Raw genomic sequence first — 21,880 nt, 5'->3', positions numbered from 1 at the left:
GGCGAGTACCGCTATCGCGGCATGTGCCCGGCCGGTGTCGGCTGACGGGAATCCCATCGTCGCGACGAGAACACAAACCATTCCGGTTTGTTCTTTTCGACCCTGCTGTCAAACGTTGATTTTATTGAGTTTTATGGTGCCGGCAGCAGGACTTGAACCCGCGACCCTCTGATTACAAATCAGATGCTCTACCAACTGAGCTATACCGGCAACGCGTTGGTTGCTAGCACCAGTCTTGTGCCGATGCAAGCCGAAGAGATTTCCCGGTGCACCGCGCACTCATGAAACCTATCTCCCGGTCTGGTCGTTGTTCCTTTGGCACACACACCGGAGGATTATGTCATGAGCACTATCAGCCCCGAGCAATTCCCTGTCATTGAGGATCCGGCGACCGGGGCAGCGGCTCCCGAGTTTGCCGAACACGCGCGCACCTATGCCGGCTTCGTCCATATTCTGACGTGGTTTGCCGTGCATATGCTCCTGCTCCTGGGCGGGCTGTATGTCATGACGCTGGGCGGCTCTGTCGCTGGCGGCCTGCTCATCATGGCCTTTGCCGTCGGGATTTTGGTGTACGGCCTCTTGTCGACCGCCGCCCCCGCGCACTGACGCTGCCCGCGCGCACGCTGGTCAGTCCCGGCGGCGCGTGCTAATCCCCGGACGAGAGTTTGCGGAAATTCCGGGGAGAGGTCGCGTGGCGCTATATACCGATGGCAAGGTGGCTTTCGTATCCTCGGACACTGCGGAAGCCCGCGCCGCGCGTGACATGTTCGCTGCCCGTTTCGGTGATTGCGGCATCGACAACGCCTCGATCATCGTGGCTCTGGGCGGCGATGGCCTGATGCTTGAGACCCTGCACAGGGTCATGGACAGGGGCATCCCTGTCTATGGCATGAATTTCGGCTCGGTCGGGTTCCTGATGAACGAGTTCAGCCCCGATGCGCTTGATGTGCGCCTGCGCGCCTCCATGCCCACCACCATTCATCCCCTCAAGATGCGCGTGACCACCGCCGATGGCGCCGTGTCCGAGGCGCTGGCGCTGAACGAAGTCTCCCTTTACCGGTCCTCATACCAGGCCGCCAAAATCGAAATCCGTATTGATGGCGATCTGCGGCTGGAGGAATTGATTTGCGACGGGGTAATCGTCGCCACCCCGGCCGGGTCGACTGCTTACAACCTGTCCGCCCACGGACCCATCCTGCCAATCACCGCACCGTTGCTGGCGCTGACGCCGATTTCCCCGTTTCGCCCCCGCCGCTGGCGCGGGGCAATCCTGTCCAACCGCGCCCATCTCGCGTTTTCCACGCTCGAACCGAAAAAGCGCCCCCTCAGCGCTGTCGCCGATAACGTGGAATTCGAGCATGTCCTCAAAGTCGAGGTGCATGAAGACCGGCTCCATTCGGTAACGCTCCTGTTCGATCCCGGCCACAGCCTCGACGAACGCGTCCTGATCGAACAGTTCCGCTATTAGTAGGGACTGACTGGCTTTTTTACGGCGTTCACGCCGCCGGCAGGGCCAGCCGCTCCGCCTCCATGTCCGCCAGCATCACGGCCTCGCTCGCTTCTGCGGCAAAAGCCGGCATCACGCCGCGCGCTGCCTTGCGCGCCAGCGCAATGTTCTGTTCGTTGAGATAGGCAAAGGCCTCATCGAGGGAGGCAGGCAACGCCCCGTCATGTTCGGCAATCAGTTCCTCGATCAGCAAGGAAACGATGTGATGCCGTGCCGCGACATCGTCCGCCAGATCGTTGCGGCGGGCATGCGCTACCAACCGGGCAAGCAGGCTCCGCACCGCCGGCGAAAACCCGCATCGCGCAAACAGCGCATGCAGCGCGCCCCGGCTGCCGCTATCGAGAAGCGTGAACACTTTTGCCCGTGGCGTACCGGAAAGCTGCGCCAGCGCATCGGAAAAAAACAGCACCTGCCCATGCACCACCGCATGCAGCATCAGTCTCGTGTTGATCTTTTCACTGGCAGCCATCGTCGCGACGTAGCGCTGTGCGCCCCTGCCCGCCTCCCGTTCTCCGATCGTCGTCGCCGCAGAATCGCAAGCGTCGCGCATCAACCGGTCCAGCCTGCGCGGTTGGATCGAACCTTTGACGATACGCAGACCCGCCAGCGCCGCCCGGACACACTCCACCAGATGCAACCGGGCGGTGCCGGGCAGATCGGTGCGCTTGAGCAATGCCCCCCGCACCCGCGCATCCTCGCCCCACGTTTCAGCCAGCATCAACAAATCATCTTCGGGAAGCCCGATCTCGGTCCGTTCCAGCACCCTCACGCAAAGATCGGGGTCGTTCTGCCGCGTCAGCGCCAGTGCAATCCTCTGCCCCAGCGTGGGCCGCGCCGTGATCGCCACCAGCATATCGGGATCGCCGGACCGGATGATTCCCATCAGATCCGCATCGAGCAGCACCGGCGAAAACTGCACCACGGCGCGCGAAATCACCGGCGCGTCCTGCGCAAGCGACAGCATCAGCGGACGGGGTGCGTGTTCGGAATGCAGCAGCCCATAGGCAAGCGCCGCGCGCACTTTCACCGAAGGATCATCGAGAAAATTGACCAGCGCCGCATAGAGCGCCGCTTGCTCGTCCGCTGGCCCGCGATGGCCCAGATAGGCCATGGCAGCCAGATGCGCCGCCTGTCCGCGCTCCTCGCTATTTCGCGATTGCGACAGCTCCACATAACGCTGATAGGCGACCATACATTTCCCCAAACATTCTGGCCTCACCCTAGCGCGCAAGATTTAAGGATTGGTTCACCATGACGACCCGGATCAGACGCCCTACTCACCCGAATAGAACCCGCTGAACAGCGGCCGCCCGGGGGCAGCCGTCGGCAAGTCCACTGGCGACGCGCCAGACGGATCGACCTGCGTGGAAAACAGCGAGGTGAACGACACCCCCGGCGGGATCAGCGGGCGCGTCTCCATCTCCATCCGCGAGGGCAGCGCTTGCTGATTGGCCAATTGCTGGGCCTCAAACGCCGCGTTGGACGGTCCGCTTGCGTGGCGCGCCACCAGCACCTCGTAAACCTCGCGCACCGAGCGCGCCCGCCCATTTTGGTAAAAGATCGTCGGATTGGCCGCCGCGGGCCGTGGAAAATAATTGGCCGCCGGTGCGTCGGGCGCGGTCAGCCCCACCTCGAAAAATCGCTCGGCCCCACGCGGCCCCAGAAAATGGGCGATGTACAATTCACCCGGGCTGGGCATCCGCCCGAACTTGCTATGCAGATAGTCGCCATTGCGCCGCGTAAAGGCAGCGGCGAGATCAGCGGCAACCTGCGGGTCCTTGCGCAATTCGAGAATTTGCTGCCGCACCGCCGGATTGGCCACGAAGAATTCCCCGTCCCGCTCCTCGATATGATCGGAAAAATCCGCATAGCCGAGCCGCGGCCCTTCATCCTTCATCATTTCGAGCCAGGTGCTCTCGATGAATTGGAACAATCCCGTCGCCGAAGACGTCGAGGCCCTGGCGTTGGGATTAAGGCTGCTTTCGCGGATCGCGGTCTGCAACAGGTAGTCGAAATCCACGCCGTTGCGTGCCCCTGCCCTGTCGAGGGCATGGGCAATCGGTTGCGGAACGGAGGAAATCGGCGAAACCATGAGCATCCGACTCGGAAAAGTTCATGGTTAATGAAACCCTACAGGGGTTAACCGCGCGTTAACCTGCCAATATGTGGTCAGCGCCTTCACATCGGGGCGATCGCGATCTTCAAGCCGGGTCTGGGGCGTGCCGATATGCACAAACCCGACAAATTGTTCCCCCGGCTTGGCTCCCAGCATCGCCGCAGCGTCCGCATCAAACGCAAACCAGCGCGTCACCCAATGGGCCGCAAAACCGAGCGCATTGGCGCCGTGGCACAGATTGAGACACACATTGCCCGCCGCCAGCAATTGCTCCAGTTCGGGGATTTTCACGTGCGGAGCCGCCGTTGAAATGACCCCCACGGTCAGCGGCGCAGGCAGAAACCGGCTGCGTTCGGTGTCCAGCTCCTGTTCACTGCGCTCCGGCCACTTGGTTTTAGCCAGTTCATAGAGCTTTTCCCCCGCCGCCGCGCGCGCCGCCCCTTCGATAATCACGAATCGCCAGGGCGCGAGCTTGCCATGATCGGGCACCCGGCTGGCGATGGTCAGCAATTCATCGAGTTCGTCGGCATTCGGGCCGGGCTCAGCCAGAAACGGTGCGGTGACGGTGCGGCGGGTCTTGAGATAATCGCGCAGCGCGAGATTGACGCTCATGAAAACAATGCTCCAAACTTGCTCATCGTGCTCCCTTATGACACAGCTTTTCCCCATTCCAAGTCTAGGGATGGCCGCCCTGGGGCGGTGGTTTGGCAATGGGTTGGTTGATGTACCTGCGATCTGTGATTTTCTTAGGCATTCTGGCTCTGGGTATCATGCCCGCCGCCGGACAACAGATCGATGACGATCTTGTCGCACCTGTCCCCCCGCCCCGCCCTGCTCAATACGGCGGCCCCGAGCAGCCTGACGATGCCGACGAAATCGCGTCCGACATAGACATCGATGACGATATCGGCCCCGATCGGCGACCGGATTTTTCCGGCATCACCGACCCGCAGCCTGTCACGCTTTCCGCCCGCCTGACCGATGACGGCCCGTTCATCCCCGACGGCCTCGTCTGGCGCATCTTCGATACCCGCACCGACGAAACCGGCGAACTGGCGCTGGTGGCCAAATCCGAGGACGCGACGGCGGCGTTCAGCGTCCCTCCGGGAGAGTATGTGATCCACGTCGCCTATGGTCGCGCGCAAGCCAGCGACCGCCTTTTTGTGGAGCCCGGTCCCAATACCCATACCATCATTTTCGAGGTCGGCGGCCTGCGTCTCTCGGCAATGATCACCGGCGAAATTCCCGTTCCAGCCGACCTGTTGCGGTTCGATGTCTATTCGGACGGTCCAAACGGACGCACGACGGTTGCCGAAGACGTTCCTGCCGACGAACTCATGCACCTGAGCGCGGGCATCTACTCCATCGTGTCCCGGTTCGGCCCCATCAACGCCGTGGTCCGTTCCCAATTGCGCGTCGAATCCGGCCAGATCACCGAGGCGACCCTCTATCACAAGGCAGCGCAGGTCTCCCTGCGACTGGTCTCCGAAGAGGGTGGCGAGGCCATCGCCGACGTGGAATGGACCATCAAGACGCAGCAGGGCGAAACCATCTTCACCGACATCGGCGCCTTCCCCGCCACCGTTCTGGCCGAAGGCGACTACCTCGCCTTGGCCAAGCTGGGCGAGAATGTTTACAATCGCGAATTCGAAATCACCGCCGGCAGCCCGCGCCAGGTCGAAATCCTGACGGCTGTGTACTAAGGACAGTTCCTTTCACAGTCATCCCTGCTTGAGCCGAGCCCCAGTACCCGGCGGCGGCCAAGAAAGAACCGCAACCCTGCCGGTTACTGGATCCCGGGTCTCCGCCCGGGATGACGGTGGGGGTTGGGATAGCTTAGCACCCCTCGTCCGGCCGCTGCCCGGCCACCCTCTGCCGCAAGGGGAGAAGGGAAAGGGGGCAACTGTAATCTCCTGTCATCCCGGATCAAGTCCTCGGGATAACGATGGGAGTTGGGGGAGCTTAGTGCCCCCTCATCTGCCCACCTTCTGTAGCTGGCTCAGCGTTTCCATACGAGAACCAACGCCTCCCAAAGAGCCCCCCTCTCCCCTTGAGGGAGAGGGCCGGGGTGAGGGGTGCGCTGAATTTCAACGCCCCCTTTGGCTGGCAGATCAGCTCAGCGCACCCGGTGCCCCATCACCAGCGCTGTCATCCCGGACTTGATCCGGGATCCAGTAACCGGCAGCGCTGAAGCTTGTACTCCAGCGCCCACCCTACTGACCAACACCCAAGCCAATTCGCTTTCCGGGTTAACCCGCCTTGCGCTGCAAGTCCGGCGGCACCACCGCCCCGGCCAGTTCGGCAATCGCTTCATCGAGCGGCTGCACCGTCTGGCCCTGGCTGCCGAGACGGCGGATGGACACGGTTTTTTCCTCCGCCTCGCGCCGTCCGGCGACAAAGATGAACGGCACCCGCCCCACGGAATGCTCGCGCACCTTGTAGTTGATCGACTCGTTGCGCGTATCGATTTCGGCCCGGATGCCCCGCGCCTGCAATTGCGCAACCACATCACGCGCGTAATCGTCCGCATCCGACACAATCGTCGCCACCACCACCTGCACCGGCGCCAGCCACAGGGGCATCCGCCCGGCATAGCTCTCGATCATGATGCCGATAAAGCGCTCCAGCGTGCCCAGCACGGCCCGGTGCAGCATAACCGGACGCTGGCGCGACCCGTCCTCGGCCACATAGGACGCTTCCAGCCGCTCGGGCATCACGAAATCGAGCTGCAACGTCCCGCACTGCCACGACCGGCCGATCGCGTCCTTGAGATGGAATTCAAGCTTGGGACCGTAAAACGCGCCCTCGCCTTCCGCGATCTGGAACTGGCGTCCCGTGGCCTTGAGCGCATCGCCAAGGCTCTTTTCCGCAAGGTCCCAGACATCGTCCTCGCCCGCCCGCACCTCAGGCCGCGTCGCGAGCAAAATCTTCACTTCGGTGAAGCCCATGTCCTCATAGACGGAGTCGAGCAAGGCGCAGAACGCCTCGGTCTCCGCCTGAATCTGGTCCACCCGGCAGAAGATATGCGCATCGTCCTGGGTCATCTGCCGCACGCGCATCAGTCCATGCAGCGCCCCATGCGCTTCATTGCGATGGCAACAGCCAAATTCCGCAAGCCTCAGAGGCAGATCGCGGTAAGACTTGATTCCCTGATTGAACACCTGCACGTGGGCCGGGCAGTTCATCGGCTTGAGCGCCAACAGGTTCGCATCCGGCGAGATCACCGGCTGATCACCTTCGGTCGAGGGCGTCTCGTCGGGTACCACGAACATGTTCTCGCGGAACTTGCCCCAGTGGCCCGATTTCTCCCACAGCTTGTTGTCGAGCAGCTGCGGCGTCTTGATTTCCTTGTAGCCGGCGGTGTTCAGACGGCGGCGGATATACTCCTCCATCTGATTGTACATGACGAACCCTTTCGGGTGCCAGAACACCGAGCCCTGCGCTTCGGGCTGGAAGTGGTACAGATCCATCTCCTGCCCGATCTTGCGGTGATCGCGCTTTTCGGCTTCCTCGACCATGTGCAGATACTGGTCGAGCTGTTCCTTGGTCGCCCAGGCCGTCCCGTAAATCCGGCTCAGCACCTCGCGATTGGAATCGCCGCGCCAATAAGCGCCCGCCACTTTGGTCAGCTTGAACGCCTTGCCCACATCTTTCGTGGTGCGCATATGCGGCCCGCGGCACAGGTCAAACCACTGACCCTGCTTGTAGATACGGATCGACTGATCTTCAGAGATTGCGTCGATCAGTTCGACCTTGAAGTGCTCGCCCTTGGCGGCAAACACCTTTTTGGCCTCTTCGCGGCTCCAGATTTCCTTGGTGAACGCGGCCCCCCGGTCGATGATTTCGCCCATCTTCTTTTCGATCTGGCGCAACTCATCTTCCGAGAACGGCTCGGCGCGATAAAAATCGTAATAGAACCCGTTCTCGATCACCGGCCCGATGGTGACCTGCGTATCGGGCCACAATTCCTGCACCGCCTCGGCCAGCACGTGAGCCGCGTCGTGACGGATCAGCTCAAGCGCCGCCTCGTCATCGCGCAACACGAACTCGATCCGCCCATCGGCGTCGAGCGCATCCGACAGGTCGGCGAGCTCCCCGTCCCAGCGCATGGCCACGGTCTTCTTGGCCAGCGACTTCGAGATACCCTCGACGATGGTGGTCCCGGTCGTGCCCTTCGCGTATTCGCGCATTGCACCGTCGGGGAACGTCACCTTGATCATCTTGGGTCTCCATAAATTTCGCTGTTGCGCACACTTTGTGCGCAAGGCCGGTTGATTAGCACGATTACGCCGGGATTCCAGCCCTTAGTTGGCTCCCAAACCCGCCTGATGCTTCCCTTTCCCCCCACTGGCCCGAGACGGTTGAGGGGTGCCCAGCACCCCATCCACCAACCCACGCGCATAGTGAACTCAACCCGACCCTACCCCCACCGCCCATACCGCCATGGCAGAAACCAATGCGCACCGCCCGGCATATCCTCCGGCACCGGATCATACCCATGGGTCCCCCCCGGCCGGCAGCGCCAGATACGCGCCGCCCCCATCCACCCCCCCGGCCAAAAGCCGTGCCGCAAAATCGCGTCGCGGGTGAACTCGGAACAGGAGGGTGCGTGGCGGCAGGTGCGGCCCATGAGGGACGACAGCGAATAGCGATAGCCTTGAATCAACAGATAAGCGGTCCATTTGAACGGCCAGTCGATCACCGCCCAGATGCGCGCCATCACGCCCCGGCCTTGTCGAGCGCCGCAACCACCGCCTCGAACACCAAAAGGGTCGACGCATGCCGGGCCGGAAAAGCCCGCACCGGTTCGAGGTATTTCAGATCGCTCCAGCGCCCCACGGGCGGCGGTCCATCCGCCTTGAGCATTGCAACCATAGTCTCCCGCAAGCGGCGCAAATCTGCGGGCGTTTCGCCGATGATGTGCTCGGCCATGATCGCCGCGCTCGTCTGCCCCAGTGCGCAGGCACTGATCGTGGCCCCGTACGCAACCACTTTTCCAGCATCGAGTTTGAGATCGACTTCCACCGCCGAACCGCACACCCGCGACACTTTGCGCGCCGTTCCGTCCGGAGCCGCGAGTCGCGCCATCGGTCGCGCAGCACCGGCGATTTCGAGGATGCGATTGCTGTAAAGGTCGGAAAATTCCATGTTTCAGTCGATTCCCGGGTCGCAAACCCGCTTGTTCACCCAAACTCGCCAATCTGTTTTCTTGTCGACCGGCTTGCCCCGACTATATAAGAAGCGCTGTCGAGGCCCGCAAACGCGAAGGCCACAGATAAACCCTTCGGCATGCGCATGTCACATGCAGCGCCGATAGCAGGGAACTTCCGTATGGACATGAACGTCAAGCCCATCGCCAAAACTGCGCTTGAGCGCGTCATTGATCGTCCGAGCCGCGAAGAGGCGGAAGCTGCCGTGCGCACGCTGATTGCCTGGGCGGGCGACAATCCCGAGCGCGAGGGCCTGCTGGAAACGCCCCGCCGCGTCGTCGATGCCTATCGCGAGTATTTCGCCGGTTACGATCTCGACGCCACCTCGATCCTGCAAACAACCTTTTCCGAAGTGGGCGGCTATGACGATATCGTCCTCGTCCGCGATATCCCCTTTTCCTCCCATTGCGAGCACCACATGGTGCCCTTTGTGGGGAAAGCCCACATCGCCTATCTCCCGCATGATGGTGTCGTTGGCCTGTCCAAGCTGGCCCGGGCGACGGATGTGTTCGCCAAGCGGCTGCAGACTCAGGAAAACCTCACAGCCCAGATCGTCGATGCGATCAACGAGGCGATCAACCCGCGCGGCGTAGCCGTGATGCTCGAAGCCGAGCATATGTGCATGTCCATTCGCGGAGTGCACAAGCACGGAGCCTCGACCGTAACGCAACGGTTCACCGGGGTCTTCGCCGAAGACCGTCAGGAACAGGAGCGCTTCTTCGCGCTGATCCGCGCCGGCCGCTAGGATCAAAAATCCGAGAGAAGAACACCGCACCATGAAGCCATTCGCTGATTCAGCCACCCTGTCCGGCGACGAACTCGAAGCCGGATCGGTCTTTGCCCCGCGTTTCGATGCGAATGGGCTGGTCACCGCCGTCACCGTCGAAGCGCAAACCAACGAAATCCTCATGGTCGCGCATATGAATGCCGACGCCATCGCCGAGACGCTGCGCTCGGGTTTCGCCACCTATTGGTCGCGCTCGCGCAACACCTTGTGGAAGAAGGGCGAAAGCTCAGGCGAACTGCAGAAATTGGTCGAAATGCGCACCGATTGCGATCAGGACGCCCTTATCGTTGTTGTTGAGCAAACAGGACGGGGCGCTGCTTGTCATACGGGCCGTAAGACATGCTTTTACCGCACCGTCCAACTGGACGGCGACGAAGCGAAACTGCGCGACAACGGGGCAAAATCCCTGTTCGACCCCAACGAGGTCTATGGCAAGGGCTGAACTCCCCAGCCCTTACCCCCGCCGCGAAAACCGGTCCAACGCCGAAGGCAGCAGCAATCCGGCCAGGAACCCGCCGATATGAGCCTCCCACGCAATCGCGATATTGGCTCCCAGAATCAGCGGCGCAAATCCGATCATCAGGTTGAGCACAAACCAGATGACGATGAAGGCGCGGCTGCGCGGATTGCGGAACACCCCCGCGAGCGAAGCCGTCTTCCGCCCCAGCGGAATCGCCTGCCCCGTCTCCGGGTCACGCCGGAAAATCACTGGCTCGAATATGAACCGCATGGCCGCACCGGTCAGCGCTGACACCCCACCCGATGCCCCCAAAAGTATCGCGAACTGGCTGATGGAAAACAGCAGCGCCACCGTCTGCACCAGCGCCCCGGCCAACGCGCCGAGCAAGAAGATAATCAGCAAACCGCTTGTCCCGTAGCGGCGCGCCACCGGCGTTCCAAAGATCGCCAGCCAGGCCGTGTTGACCGCAAGATGCATGTAGTCGACATGCAGGAACGCGTGGGTGAACCCGGTCCACACCAGGGGCAGCCACCCGCCCGGCCATTGGGCCGCAGCCGTGAACCGGTCGGGGATAAAGGCAAACCAGATACGCAGATTGCCCATCCCATAGGCGTCCAGCACCAGCCCCGAGGCGATGTGAATCGCCCACATCAGGCCCACCAGCACCGCGATCACGCCCGGTACGTTGAAAATCGGCTCGCGCCGGTCCGGAACTGAGGGATTGTCTGTATCGGCCATCAGGGTTGTCCCTTGAATTCCGGCGTGTTTCCGGTCGGTTGGTGATTTATCCACATAGCGACCGTGGAAATTAACCTTAATGATTGTTTAAGAGCGCATTTGCGCAGCGAATTTGCCAGTCTGGCGTTTGTCTTGGCGAGGTCCTGATCGGCCCCGCCCTCTATCGCAGATCCAGGACTTGCCGGGTACAGAATGCAACAGCGCAGCACCAGAACGCTCTACTCCTATTGGAACGAGATCCGCGGCGCCCGGTCGACTCCGGAACGTCGCGATATCGATCCTACACGGATTCGCGATGCCCTGGCCCACACCTTCATTCTCGAATCGCTGGACGGTGCCGATTTCACCTTCCGCCTCGCCGGCTCCCACATTTGCGCCACCTATTGCCGCGAGCTCAAATCGCGCCCGTTTTCCATGCTGTGGTCCGCGCGCGATCATGATGCGCTCGAAACGCTGATGCGCGCCGTGACCGAAGATCACGCCGTGGCGCTGGTCACCTTCGAAGGCGCGACCGAGCGCGGCGAAAAGCTGATGTTCGAATTGGCGCTCTTCCCGCTGCGCCATAACGGCGTCACCAGTTCACGCATTCTCGGCGGACTCACCGCGCTGGATACCCCCTATTGGCTGGGCATCCACCCCATCGTTGACCAGCGCATCACCGGCCTGCGGCTGATCTGGCCCGATGACCGCGAAACCGTCACCGCCGATGGCTATCGCAATCCGGTGCTCGACGATATCGCCGCCGCCATGAACGACAGCGCCATGCCAATGCCGGCGACCGTTGCTGGATACTCCGCGCGCCGCTACGCTCATCTTTCGGTGATCGACGGCGGCAAGAACTGACGCTTGCGCACCCGCCACATCAGTTGAATCAATTGGTTATCCCCCGCCTTACCCTCCGTTAACGCTGTACCTGATATTGTTGGCCCGTAATCGGCGGTTATGGGAGCGATAGCGGGACATGCTCATCGAAGATTCGGCGCTTGCAAAGCACTATTCGGCCGCGCCCGCCCGCGCGTCCGAAAGCCGTTTCCAGCGCGTCAATGTCTCGGTGCTGGGTCGCTACATGCTCGCCGACCGTCGTGAATTTCCCTGCCAGATCATTGAGATGTCTCCGGGCGATGCCATTGTCATCGCGCCCGCAAGCGGCCGGATCGGTGAAAAAGTCATCATCTATCTCGACCATCTGGGACGCGTGGAAGGACCGATCCTCCGGTTGATCGATGGCGGCTTCCACATGAGCCTCATTGCCTCATCGCGCAAGCGCGAGAAGATGGCCGCCCAGCTTACCTGGCTGGCCAACAAGGACCTGCTCGACCTGCCCGAAGACCGCCGCCACGAGCGCGTGGTGCCCGACAATCGCCATTCCTCAATTCTGCTCGAAGATGGCCGCCGCTATCATTGCAAGATCACCGATATCTCGCTGTCGGGTGCTGCCGTTGAAATCGACGTGCGCCCGGCGCTGGGCACGCCGATCACCCTTGGCCGCATGCGCGCCCGCGTCGTGCGCCATTTTTCCGATGGCATCGCCGTCGAATTCGGCTCGGTCCAGGAAATGCTGCCAGTCGTGCAGCAGAATCTGACGGTGAACTAGAGCGATTCCGCCGCCGAAAAATTTCCCACCGGCGAATCGTAGTGAACTTATCCTTAACCCGCTGGCTGGTATTTTTGATGCAGTCGCGCAGGTCCGGTCGCGGGGGGCGGGGTCGGGCGGCGCAACCACCCGCGTATTCTGGATGGTTCTTTGTCATGCGTATCGTAAAAAAGGCTGCGGCGCTTGCCGTCTGCCTGACCGCCCTCACCAGTCTTTCCGGTTGCGCCACCTTGTTTGGTCTGTTCGGCGCGAAAACACCTCATGAGTGCATGACCCGCGTCATGTATTTCGAATCGAACCGCTCCAGCCCCGATGGCATGCTGGCGGTCGGCACCGTGGTGATGAACCGCGCAGCCTCCCCACAGTTCCCCGGCGATGTGTGTGGCGTGGTGGGACAGAAGAACCAGTTCGCCGACGGGGTGCTGCACAAGAAGATGACCGAGCCGCGCAGCATGCAGCTTGCCTCACAGATGGCCTCGCGCGTGCTCGCCGGCGAGCGGCATTACGGAGTGCAGGATGCGATGTATTTCCACACCGCCGGTCTCACCTTCCCCTATCGCAACATGCACTATGTGCTGGTGGCCGGGGGCAATGCGTTCTACGCCCGCCGCTGATCTCTCATGGCTAATGCCGGGTAAATCAATCCGATAAAACACGCTTAAAAACTGCGTGGCAATTTTTCGATAGGGGCAATTGCCCCCGCCTATCGTGGTCTCCGTCGGGGAGATCACGAAAATGAAAAAAACATCGATCCTTGTTTCGGGCCTTGTCGCCCTCGCTGCTTTTTTGGGTGCCGCCGCACCGGCCGCTGCTCAGGACGGGCGCATCCACACGGCCTACGCCCAGATTTCCGGCCAGACCTCCATCCCGGTCGGTCACATGGAATATTGCCAGAAGCGCCCCTATGACTGCCAGCCCATGGCTGCAGCTGCGCCGGTCGCTCTCAACGATGACCTGTGGCGCGAGCTGCAGGACGTGAACAACCACTTCAACACCACCATCACCGCCGTCAGCGATCAGGATTTGTATGGCGTTCCCGAGTTCTGGACCATTCCAGCCTCCGGTTATGGCGACTGCGAGGATTTCGTCCTCGCCAAGCGCGCCGAACTGATCGGTCGCGGCTGGAACCCGGCCAATCTTCTGATCTCGGTGGTGATGCAGAGCAATGGCGAAGGCCACGCCGTGCTGATGATCCGTACCGATCGCGGAGATCTGATCCTCGATAACCAGGACGGCCTGATCAAGCTGTGGACCGATACGCCCTACACCTATCTCAAGCGCCAGTCACAGGCCCATGCGGGCCAGTGGGTCGATATCCTCGATGGCCGTGACGCTGTCGTGCTGGCCACCGCAGGTTACTGAGCCTGCACTAAAGACACTGATTTTACGGGTTCCACTCCCCGACAGGAGTGTGCACTGGGCCAGTCTCCCGCAAGGGAGCTGGCCTTTTTTTATGCCGCAGCTTTCAGCATCGACACATACGTTCCCATGATCATCAGGCCGGTCACGAAACTCCAGCCAAAGCCGATGAATGCAGCCAGCAGGATGTTGACTGTCGAGGGCCTGCCTCCTGCATCGGCCTGCCAGCCGAGCCGCAGCATCATGTAAGGCCCGCAGATGAACAGCACGAACAGATTAGCCACGCTCTCGATGGCGTTGCGCCCGTCGACACGGAACTCGGCGACTTTTCGCGCGATCTGCTGATAGAGGTGCGTTCCGGTCCCGGCGACGCTCATGCCGATGCCGATCAGAAACAGTGCAAGCAGCAATTGGGTCACGTCCGGTCCTTCCAGCGCCATTCGGCGCGCGCCGCTCACGTTTACGATTTGTTAAACATAAATAGCGCCAAACTCGCTGTCATCGCCCTCGCGCATTTATGGTTAATGTGAACAGCCGGTCTTCGACATCGCGAACTGCCCACTCCGCGCCAACGGCGGGATCGGCACTGTATCTGGTGGCGATCATCGCGCTGGCCGTTGCCATTGCCGCGCTGCTAGGGGCCTATGGATTGCGCGCCTGGTTCGATCGGCTGGACAGGGCCGAGCCATTACCGGCGCTTGCCGCCGTCCACATCGTCACCATCGGCCCCCAGCCCTATATCGTCCCCGCCGCCCTGCTGGCCGATCCGTCCCAGCGCCGCGATGGTTTTGCCGAACGCATCGATCTCGTTCTCGCGCTCCCGCTCGCTGCCGGGGGCAAGTTCAGCGATGTTGCCGTCACCATCACCCCGCGCGGGCGCACCCGCACCAGCGCCGCGCTCCTCGACAGTGTCTATCTGCATCAGTTTTCCGACGCGCAGCTGTCAGGTCCACCCGGCCTTGTCGGCAAGCCGCTCACCGCTGACCCGGGCACGGTCGGCGAAACGGTCTGGTACGATCCTCTCAGCCCCAATCCCTTCGTCGCCAAATGCATGACGCCGGTGTCCATCACCCCCGGCGCCCGCACCTGCATCCGTGTCATGGCGCTTTCGGATCGCAACACGGCGATTGTCTCGTTCGATCCCGAAGCGCTCGACACCTGGCGTCAGTTCGATACCCGCATCGAGGACGCCCTCGCCGCGCTGCGCAAATAAAAAAGGACCCCAAAGGGCCCTCTTTTCTCTGACGATCTCGTCCGATCAGACCTCGTCGAGGTCGATGTCGAGAATGGAAATCTGCACCATGTAGGACTTTTCGCCTTCGTCCTCGTCGGAATAGATCAGGCCGATGAATTCCTCACCCAGATACAGCTCGACGGAATCGTCCTGCTTGGGACGGGGCCGCACGTCGATCGACGAGTTACCGAACTGTTTTTGCAGATATTTCTGCAGCTTGATGATTTCTTCGTGCTTCACAGGGTCTCTCCGTTGCGTGCGGTCGCCGGCGAAATGCAAAATCCGCCAACGGGAGCACAATCACCGATAGTGTTGAATCGGCGCGACTGTATCCAACGTGAGCCATAACGCAAGAACGCCGGGGCGATTTCCCCGCTCCGCATCAATCGCGCGGCACCATGACGATCTGGTCCATGACCGTGGCGGGCTGATTGCAGCCCGCTTCCCCCACCACCCGCGCCGGAACGCCGGCAACCGTGGTGCGCGGCGGCACTTCCTTGAGCACCACCGATCCTGCCGCCACCCGCGAACATTCGCCGACCCGTATATTACCCAAAATCTTGGCCCCTGCCCCCAGCAGCACGCCATCGCCGATCTTGGGATGCCGGTCCTGATCGGATTTGCCCGTCCCTCCCAGCGTCACCGAATGCAGGATCGAGACGTGATCGCCGATCACCGCCGTTTCTCCCACCACGAACCCGGTCGCGTGATCGAGCATGATGCCCTTGCCAATCCGTGCGGCCGGATTGATATCGGTCTGGAAAACCTGGCTCGACCGGCTTTGCAGATAATAGGCGAAATCCCTGCGGCCCGACTGCCACAAGGCATGGGCAATGCGATGGGTCTGGATCGCCTGGAAGCCTTTGAAGAACAGGAATGGATCGATAATCCGGTGGCACGCCGGGTCACGCTCCAGCGTCGCGGCAAGGTCCGCCCGCGCCGACGCTGCGATGTCGCTGTGCTCTGCCAGCGTCTCGTCGAAGGCCTTGCGGATCAGGTCCGCCGGAACGTCCGGATGATCGAGCTTTGCCGCCAGCCGGTGGGCCAGCGCCGATTCGAAGCTGGTATGATTGAGCACGCTCGTGATCGCCATCTGCGTCAGGAACGGCTCCGCGGCGCAGATATCCTCCGCCTGCGCAATCATCGCATCCCAGATGGGATCGACCGTCTGGAGCTTACCTGACTTCTGGACGCTGCTCGACATGCGTGCCTCCGCAATAGGATTTTCCTGTTGCCCTGATATAGGCGAACCCGTTGTGTCAAACAAAGGGTCCGCTGGCAAATTGGTTCATTTTTCGCCCTGGTTTCGAAAATGCATAGGCCTCACGCCGGATATACCCGCGCCAGAAACTCCACCGCACCGCGCTTGAACTGAGGGTCCCCGGTGGCGCGCATGTGGTCGCGCCGTTCGATGACCAGCGCCTCGCCTTGCGGCAGCATGTCCGCCAGCGGCTGCGGCGGTCCCGCGACATCGTCTTCGCTACCCACCGCGACCAGCACCGGCAGGTCGATCGTTTCGAGACCTTCGACCGGCACCGGGGTCCGCGAGCCCTCCATGCAAGCAGCCAGCGCCATCAGGTCGCTTTTCGTATGCTCGGCAAAGATGCGGAACTGCCGCGCCGTGGGATGGGTCACTTCCGACAGCGCCTCCGCCTTCAGTCCCGCGATGATTTCCGGACTGTCGAGCGTGGGCGTCGGCATGTTGGCGCCCAACCCGCCAAAAATCGCACACGCCACCTTCTGGGGATTCTGGATGCAGACAAAAGCGCTGATCCGCGCCCCCATCGAATAGCCGATCAGCCCCACCTGCGCGTGCCCCAGATGATCGATCAGATTGGCCACGTCCTTTGCCATCTCGTCGGCCCCGTAAAGCCCCGCCTCATAGAGCTTTTCCGATGCGCCGTGGCCCCGATTATCCAGCGTGATCACCTGATATCCCGCATCGTTGAGGGCCTCGGCCCACCCCGTTGCCACCCAGTTGACCACGCCATTGGACCCAAAGCCATGCACGGCCACGATCGGCCTGCCGGTTCCATAGATCTCATAGGCGAGCGTCAAACCTTCAGATTGAAAAACCGGCATAAGGGATTCTTTCGACTCTGGATTTCGCGAACGCGACCACCGTTGGCCACGCCACCATCCGCTTCAATTAAGCTGGTCCCTCTCTTAACAAGCTCTCGCCAGCCCGCCAACCGGGCCAACATGGGTCTGGCCATCAGGGGGGCAAATCGCTATGGTCCCGCCGACTTCCGAACCAGCCGGATACTGACTTGCATGGCACAGAACCGTACGCCCCATTTCCACAATACCCAGGGTCTGGCCCGCATCGAAATCGGCGCGAAGGAATTCCAGTGCATTGGCGCCATTCCGCCGTTCGACCACCCGCACGTCTTTCTCGACATGGGCGCCGACACTGAGATCGTCTGCCCCTATTGCTCGACCCTCTACGTCTTTTCTCCCGAACTGCCCGCGGGCCTCGCCAATCCCGCGAGCGCCGTGTTCACCGTCGAACACGCCTGATCGCCGCCCCTATGGGCGCGCCGCGCACCATCGCGATCGCCGGCGCTGGCATAGCGGGGCTGACCCTCGCTCTCGCTTTGGCGAAATTCGGCGTCCGCGTCGTCGTTCTTGAACGCAATCCCACCATCAGCGAGGTCGGGGCCGGCCTTCAGATCAGCCCCAATGCCCGCAAGAGCCTCGACCGGCTCGGTCTTTCCCAGGCCATCGCCCAAAAGAGCTTTGTGCCCGAGGGCATCGATGTCTTCCCCGATGGCCGGACCAGTCCGCTGCAAACCCTCACGCTCGGAGACGCAATCGCCACCCGTTTCGGCGCGCCCTATGCCGTCATGCACCGGGCCGATCTGGTGGACATCCTCTATGCGTCCGCCCGGCGCTTCGCCAATATCGATATCGTCTTCTCGGTCCCGGAGTTCACCGTCCGCCCTGAAGGTTCCGGCGTCTCCGTCGAATTAGCCGAACCCGATGGCAAGACCCGCCGCATGCGCGCCTTTGCCTTTGTTGGCGCCGATGGCGTCCGCTCCATCACCCGCACGCATGTGCTTGGCGGCCCCCAGGCTCAATATAGCGGCAAGGTCGCGTGGCGGGCTCTGGTTGCCCCCGATGCGGTGGATGGCGCGATAAACCTTGCGCGCACCACCCTGCTGCTCAACCCGCGCTTTCATCTGGTGGTCTATCCCCTGCCCCACCGTAACGCTGTCAATCTCGCGCTTTTCACCCAGGAATCGAAAAACAATCTGGCCGTGCTCGATCAGCGCGCGCCCCGCATCCGCGCTGGCAACAATCACCGGGTAACGCAATTGCTCGCAGCGGTCGGCGAAAGCTGGACGCCTTGGGTGCTCTCCAGCGTCCACACCAGTCCCTGGCACCATGGGCCCATCGGCCTTGTGGGCGATGCCGCCCACGCCATGCTGCCCTTTCAGGCGCAAGGGGCCGCCATGGCCATCGAGGACGCTGCGGTGCTGGCCCCGCTGCTGGCCGCCGCGCCCGATGCCAACCATGCCTTCACCCGCTTCACCGCCCTGCGGCTCCAGCGCGTCACCCGGGTGCAGACTGTCTCCCGGCAAAACGGGAAAATTTTTCACATGGGCTTTCCGCTGGCCACCGCCCGCAACGCGGTTATGCGATTGCAGGGACCGCGCGGCCATTTCCGGCGGCTCGACTGGCTCTATGGCTACGATCCCGCCGCTTCCCCGTAGAGCGTTTTGCAGGCATCCATGCAACCTGTGCATGGTCCTTGCCATTTCCCCGGCCTATGTGCCAACTGAACGTTCCAATGACCTAAGCGGAAGCCTATGCCCGTAAAGCCTCAGTCGAGATTGACGCTCGTCTTTATCCTGATCACCGTTTTTCTCGACATTGTGGGCCTCGGCATCATCCTGCCGGTCCTGCCCAATCTCATCATTGAGCTCACTCATGAGACGGTCACCAACGCCGCCGTGACCGGCGGCTATCTGGTATTCGTCTATGCGCTGATGCAGTTCCTGTTCTCGCCCATCCTCGGCAATCTGTCGGATCGCTGGGGCCGTCGGCCCATATTGCTGCTCTCGCTGGTTGGCCTGTCGCTCGACTATCTGATCATGGCCCTCGCGCCCACCCTGCTCTGGCTGTTCGTTGGCCGGGTGCTTTCGGGCATTTGCGGAGCGGCCATGGGCACCGCTACCGCCTATGTCTCCGACATCACCCCCCGCGAAGACCGCTCCCAGCGCTTCGGGCTGATCGGGGCGGCGTTCGGGCTTGGGCTGATCGTTGGCCCCGTCATTGGGGGCGAATTGGGCGAATTCGGTCCCCGCGCGCCGTTCTTCCTCGCTGCTGCCCTTGCCGCTGCCAATGTGGTGTTCGGCTTTTTCGTCCTGCCCGAAAGCCTGTCGAAATTCCGCCGTCGCCGCTTCGATTGGCGTCGGGCCAACCCCCTTGGGGCTATTCTCGCCTTCCGCCACACGCCGGTGATCTTTCTCTTGCTCGGCGTGCTGTTCCTGTTTTCGCTGGCCGGACAGACCTATCCCAATGTCTGGAACTTCTTCACCATCGAACAGTTCGACTGGGGCCCGTCACAGGTCGGACGGTCGCTGGCCATTTTCGGCATTCTGTTTGCGCTCAGCCAGGCCCTTCTGGTCGGCTTTGCCACCCGCCATCTGGGGGTCACCGCCACGGTGATCATCGGGCTCACCCTTGCCGTTATCGCCTTTGTCGGGGTCTCGCTGATCCACACCGAGCTCGGCTTGTGGACCTTTCTGGTCATCGGGGCCTTTTCCGGCATCGCCGCGCCTGCCCTCACGGGGCTTCTGGCCAACAATGCCCGCTCCAATCAGCAAGGCGAGCTGCAAGGCGCCGTCAATGCCGTCAATTCGCTGACGGCCATCATCGCGCCACTTGCCGCCACGCAATTGTTTTCGTTCTTCACCACCAACCCGCTGCGCCCGATCACCTTTCCGGGCATGCCGTTCTTTGCCGCCGGGCTGCTGGTGGCTGGCGCCATCGCGCTGTTCATCATCGCCGCGCTGCGCTTCAACATTACCCGCCAGCCCTATGACGCGGCGCGCAAGAAGCCGCGCTTTACCCAGCCCACCGGTCAGGCCGTCAGCCAGCCAGACGAAGAGGATATCGACACCGCCAACGGCAGCGAAAATGGCAACGGCGGGAATGAACCATCCCCGCCGTCAACATCAGATCAAAAGGCTTAAGGCCTATTTCTCCACAAGGCTCGGCCATTCGTGGTGGAAATCGCCGTCCCGATCCAGCCGCTTGAAGCCGTGCGCGCCGAAGAAGTCGCGCTGCCCCTGCGTGAGGTTGGTTGTCCCGCGCGCCTGCCGATAGGCATCGAAATAGGCCAGCGCCGAAGAGAGGCACGGAGCGGGCAGCTCATTGATGGCGCAGGTCGCCACCACCGCCCGCAAGGCAGCGCTGCTGTCCTTCATCATCTCCACAAAGGCTGGCTGCACCAACAGGTTCGTTCCTGCCCCACCGGCAAAGGATTGCGCAATCTGGTCGAGGAACCGCGAGCGGATGATGCACCCTGCCCGCCAGATGCGCGCAATGGCGTCGAGCGGCAGGTTCCAGCCATGTTCCTCGGAGGCCTTGGCCATCACCGCAAAGCCCTGCGCATAAGCCGCGATCTTTCCGGCCAGCAAGGCTTTTTCCAGCGCTTCGAGCGAGATTGTGGCCTTGCCCTTGGCACCGGCCCCATAGATTTCCTCGCCCTTGATGCGTTCTTCGCGCATCGCCGAGATCGACCGCGCCGCCACAGCGCCTTCGATGGTGGTTGCCGAAACGCCCAGGCTGAGCGCCTCGATCGCTGACCATCGCCCGGTGCCCTTCTGGCCTGCCGCATCGACGATCACGTCGACCAGCGGTTTGCCGCTATCGGCATCCATCGCCGCCAGCACATGGCCGGTGATTTCGATCAGGTACGAATCGAGCGGCCCCGAATTCCATTCGGTGAACACTTTTGCGCAGGCTTCTGGCGACATCCCCAGCCCGTCACGCATGATCCCGTATATTTCGGCGATCATCTGCATGTCGGCATATTCGATGCCGTTATGGATGGTCTTGACGAAATGACCGGCCCCACCGGTCCCGAGATACGCACAGCACGGCTCGCCGTTAAACTTTGCGGAAATCGCCGTCAGCACGCCTTCGGCATTCTTCCATTGCGCTTCCGATCCGCCGACCATGATCGATGGACCATGCCGCGCCCCTTCCTCGCCACCGGACACCCCGATCCCCAGGAACCCGATTCCCGTTCCATCCAGTTCGGAAAAGCGCCGCACCGTATCGTGATAATTGGCGTTGCCCGCATCGATGATCACGTCGCCTTCGGCCAGATGCGGCTTGAGTTCGGCAATCACCTCATCGACCGGCTGGCCCGCCTTGACCATGATGATCACCGAGCGCGGCCGCTTGAGCATGGCAACGAACGCGGCGAGATCGCCACTGCCCATCACATTGGCCCGCAGCTCTCCGGAATTATTGAGAAACGTCTCGACCTTTTCCGCGGTACGGTTGAAGACGGCGACCTTATAGCCGTTGTCGGCAATATTCAGGGCGAGGTTCTCGCCCATCACGCCCAGCCCGATCAGGCCAATATCAGCCTCTTCCATGCATAAGCCCTCTTGATCTTTCGTATATGACTTGTCTGTAGCCGTCCTCGTCGGAGCGGGCAACACATGCCTTCCCTCTCGCCCCTCGCCGGGTCGATTGCCGGGCTATTGTGGCCCCGATGCCATTGCGAGCCATAACAGGGCATGCAAAATGCTGGCCCCGCCAACCCGCAACTGGACCTTTCATGCCCCTGCCCCCGCCCCACAATCCCCGTCTGATCGTGGTAATGGGCGTCTCGGGGTCGGGTAAATCCACCA

At 61.9% G+C, this 21,880-nt stretch carries 24 protein-coding genes, 1 tRNA gene and 1 pseudogene; 13 read left to right on the top strand and 13 right to left on the bottom strand.

The window, feature by feature from the left end:
- Window positions 1-134: 134 nt before the first annotated feature.
- Window positions 135-210 (bottom strand) — tRNA-Thr (locus VNS12_RS03740).
- 132 nt (window positions 211-342) lie between these two features.
- On the opposite strand from VNS12_RS03740, the gene VNS12_RS03735 reads away from it, so the two are divergent.
- Complete coding sequence (locus VNS12_RS03735; RefSeq protein WP_325486504.1) at window positions 343-606, top strand: aa3-type cytochrome c oxidase subunit IV; 264 nt, start codon at window positions 343-345, stop codon at window positions 604-606.
- Window positions 607-691: 85 nt separating this feature from the next.
- A complete protein-coding gene (locus tag VNS12_RS03730; RefSeq protein ID WP_325486503.1) occupies window positions 692-1,468 on the top strand; it encodes an NAD kinase in 777 nt (258 codons plus the stop codon).
- 28 nt (window positions 1,469-1,496) lie between these two features.
- On the opposite strand, the gene VNS12_RS03725 is transcribed toward VNS12_RS03730, so the two are convergent.
- The 3 genes from VNS12_RS03725 to VNS12_RS03715 all read right to left on the bottom strand — a co-directional run bounded on the left by VNS12_RS03725 (window position 1,497) and on the right by VNS12_RS03715 (window position 4,235).
- Window positions 1,497-2,699, bottom strand: coding sequence for a DUF2336 domain-containing protein (locus tag VNS12_RS03725; protein WP_325486502.1), 1,203 nt, complete (start codon window positions 2,697-2,699; stop codon window positions 1,497-1,499).
- 81 nt (window positions 2,700-2,780) lie between these two features.
- Complete coding sequence (locus VNS12_RS03720; protein ID WP_325486501.1) at window positions 2,781-3,599, bottom strand: transglycosylase SLT domain-containing protein; 819 nt, start codon at window positions 3,597-3,599, stop codon at window positions 2,781-2,783.
- Window positions 3,600-3,626: 27 nt separating this feature from the next.
- Window positions 3,627-4,235: a nitroreductase family protein gene (locus tag VNS12_RS03715; RefSeq protein WP_325486500.1), complete on the bottom strand. Its 609-nt coding sequence runs from the start codon at window positions 4,233-4,235 to the stop codon at window positions 3,627-3,629.
- Between the two features lie 110 nt (window positions 4,236-4,345).
- On the opposite strand from VNS12_RS03715, the gene VNS12_RS03710 reads away from it, so the two are divergent.
- Window positions 4,346-5,326, top strand: a complete 981-nt coding sequence (locus tag VNS12_RS03710) for a hypothetical protein (RefSeq protein WP_325486499.1) — start codon at window positions 4,346-4,348, stop codon at window positions 5,324-5,326.
- Between the two features lie 546 nt (window positions 5,327-5,872).
- Here VNS12_RS03710 and thrS read toward each other — a convergent pair.
- The 3 genes from thrS to VNS12_RS03695 all read right to left on the bottom strand — a co-directional run bounded on the left by thrS (window position 5,873) and on the right by VNS12_RS03695 (window position 8,771).
- The gene (gene thrS / locus VNS12_RS03705; protein ID WP_325486498.1) at window positions 5,873-7,843 is read right to left on the bottom strand and encodes a threonine--tRNA ligase; all 1,971 of its coding nucleotides are present in this window, start codon (window positions 7,841-7,843) and stop codon (window positions 5,873-5,875) included.
- 200 nt (window positions 7,844-8,043) lie between these two features.
- Window positions 8,044-8,343 carry a membrane protein insertion efficiency factor YidD gene (gene yidD, locus VNS12_RS03700; RefSeq protein ID WP_325486497.1) on the bottom strand — a complete coding sequence of 100 codons (300 nt, stop codon included), beginning with the start codon at window positions 8,341-8,343 and terminating at the stop codon, window positions 8,044-8,046.
- Window positions 8,343-8,771 carry an iron-sulfur cluster assembly scaffold protein gene (locus VNS12_RS03695; protein ID WP_325486496.1) on the bottom strand — a complete coding sequence of 143 codons (429 nt, stop codon included), beginning with the start codon at window positions 8,769-8,771 and terminating at the stop codon, window positions 8,343-8,345. The genes yidD and VNS12_RS03695 overlap by 1 nt, the downstream gene beginning before the upstream one ends.
- A gap of 183 nt (window positions 8,772-8,954) precedes the next feature.
- Here VNS12_RS03695 and folE point away from each other — a divergent pair, with 183 nt between their 5' ends.
- Window positions 8,955-9,578 (top strand): GTP cyclohydrolase I FolE, encoded by a 624-nt coding sequence (gene folE, locus VNS12_RS03690; RefSeq protein WP_325486495.1) that lies wholly within the window; start codon window positions 8,955-8,957, stop codon window positions 9,576-9,578.
- 31 nt (window positions 9,579-9,609) lie between these two features.
- Entirely contained in the window at window positions 9,610-10,062 is a 453-nt protein-coding gene (gene hisI / locus VNS12_RS03685) for a phosphoribosyl-AMP cyclohydrolase (protein WP_325486494.1), read from the top strand.
- Between the two features lie 12 nt (window positions 10,063-10,074).
- On the opposite strand, the gene VNS12_RS03680 is transcribed toward hisI, so the two are convergent.
- Window positions 10,075-10,818, bottom strand: coding sequence for a rhomboid family intramembrane serine protease (locus VNS12_RS03680; RefSeq protein ID WP_325486493.1), 744 nt, complete (start codon window positions 10,816-10,818; stop codon window positions 10,075-10,077).
- A gap of 192 nt (window positions 10,819-11,010) precedes the next feature.
- Here VNS12_RS03680 and VNS12_RS03675 point away from each other — a divergent pair, with 192 nt between their 5' ends.
- From VNS12_RS03675 to VNS12_RS03660, 4 genes and pseudogenes are all read left to right on the top strand, one after another.
- Window positions 11,011-11,661: a PAS domain-containing protein gene (locus VNS12_RS03675; protein ID WP_325486492.1), complete on the top strand. Its 651-nt coding sequence runs from the start codon at window positions 11,011-11,013 to the stop codon at window positions 11,659-11,661.
- Between the two features lie 118 nt (window positions 11,662-11,779).
- Window positions 11,780-12,412, top strand: a complete 633-nt coding sequence (locus tag VNS12_RS03670; RefSeq protein ID WP_325486491.1) for a PilZ domain-containing protein — start codon at window positions 11,780-11,782, stop codon at window positions 12,410-12,412.
- A gap of 263 nt (window positions 12,413-12,675) precedes the next feature.
- Window positions 12,676-13,023, top strand: a pseudogene (locus VNS12_RS03665) (cell wall hydrolase); the annotation flags it as partial.
- 124 nt (window positions 13,024-13,147) lie between these two features.
- Window positions 13,148-13,774, top strand: coding sequence for a transglutaminase-like cysteine peptidase (locus VNS12_RS03660; RefSeq protein WP_325486490.1), 627 nt, complete (start codon window positions 13,148-13,150; stop codon window positions 13,772-13,774).
- Window positions 13,775-13,863: 89 nt separating this feature from the next.
- Here VNS12_RS03660 and VNS12_RS03655 read toward each other — a convergent pair whose 3' ends face one another.
- The gene (locus VNS12_RS03655; RefSeq protein WP_325486489.1) at window positions 13,864-14,190 is read right to left on the bottom strand and encodes a DUF6949 family protein; all 327 of its coding nucleotides are present in this window, start codon (window positions 14,188-14,190) and stop codon (window positions 13,864-13,866) included.
- A 98-nt stretch (window positions 14,191-14,288) separates the two neighbouring features.
- Here VNS12_RS03655 and VNS12_RS03650 point away from each other — a divergent pair, with 98 nt between their 5' ends.
- The gene (locus VNS12_RS03650) at window positions 14,289-14,984 is read left to right on the top strand and encodes a hypothetical protein (protein WP_325486488.1); all 696 of its coding nucleotides are present in this window, start codon (window positions 14,289-14,291) and stop codon (window positions 14,982-14,984) included.
- 45 nt (window positions 14,985-15,029) lie between these two features.
- Here the strand turns inward: VNS12_RS03650 and VNS12_RS03645 are convergent, their stop codons facing one another.
- From VNS12_RS03645 to VNS12_RS03635, 3 genes are all read right to left on the bottom strand, one after another.
- On the bottom strand, window positions 15,030-15,245 hold the full coding sequence (locus VNS12_RS03645) for a DUF3126 family protein (protein WP_325486487.1): 216 nt from the start codon (window positions 15,243-15,245) through the stop codon (window positions 15,030-15,032).
- 142 nt (window positions 15,246-15,387) lie between these two features.
- Window positions 15,388-16,209 carry a serine O-acetyltransferase gene (gene cysE / locus VNS12_RS03640; protein WP_325486486.1) on the bottom strand — a complete coding sequence of 274 codons (822 nt, stop codon included), beginning with the start codon at window positions 16,207-16,209 and terminating at the stop codon, window positions 15,388-15,390.
- Between the two features lie 119 nt (window positions 16,210-16,328).
- Window positions 16,329-17,087: an alpha/beta fold hydrolase gene (locus tag VNS12_RS03635; protein ID WP_325486485.1), complete on the bottom strand. Its 759-nt coding sequence runs from the start codon at window positions 17,085-17,087 to the stop codon at window positions 16,329-16,331.
- 192 nt (window positions 17,088-17,279) lie between these two features.
- Here VNS12_RS03635 and VNS12_RS03630 point away from each other — a divergent pair, with 192 nt between their 5' ends.
- The 3 genes from VNS12_RS03630 (at window position 17,280) to VNS12_RS03620 (ending at window position 20,206) form a co-directional block, all read left to right on the top strand.
- A complete protein-coding gene (locus tag VNS12_RS03630) occupies window positions 17,280-17,525 on the top strand; it encodes a zinc-finger domain-containing protein (protein ID WP_325486484.1) in 246 nt (81 codons plus the stop codon).
- Between the two features lie 11 nt (window positions 17,526-17,536).
- Window positions 17,537-18,721: an FAD-dependent oxidoreductase gene (locus VNS12_RS03625; protein ID WP_325486483.1), complete on the top strand. Its 1,185-nt coding sequence runs from the start codon at window positions 17,537-17,539 to the stop codon at window positions 18,719-18,721.
- Window positions 18,722-18,817: 96 nt separating this feature from the next.
- The gene (locus VNS12_RS03620; RefSeq protein ID WP_325486482.1) at window positions 18,818-20,206 is read left to right on the top strand and encodes a TCR/Tet family MFS transporter; all 1,389 of its coding nucleotides are present in this window, start codon (window positions 18,818-18,820) and stop codon (window positions 20,204-20,206) included.
- Between the two features lie 3 nt (window positions 20,207-20,209).
- Here VNS12_RS03620 and gndA read toward each other — a convergent pair whose 3' ends face one another.
- On the bottom strand, window positions 20,210-21,622 hold the full coding sequence (gene gndA / locus VNS12_RS03615) for an NADP-dependent phosphogluconate dehydrogenase (protein WP_325486481.1): 1,413 nt from the start codon (window positions 21,620-21,622) through the stop codon (window positions 20,210-20,212).
- Window positions 21,623-21,880: the final 258 nt, after the last annotated feature.

Source organism: Pelagibacterium sp., from assembly GCF_035555455.1.
Taxonomy (GTDB): Bacteria; Pseudomonadota; Alphaproteobacteria; order Rhizobiales; family Devosiaceae; genus Pelagibacterium.
The sequence above is the reverse complement of the archived record's forward strand: the minus strand, read 5'-3'. Positions and strand labels throughout refer to the sequence as shown.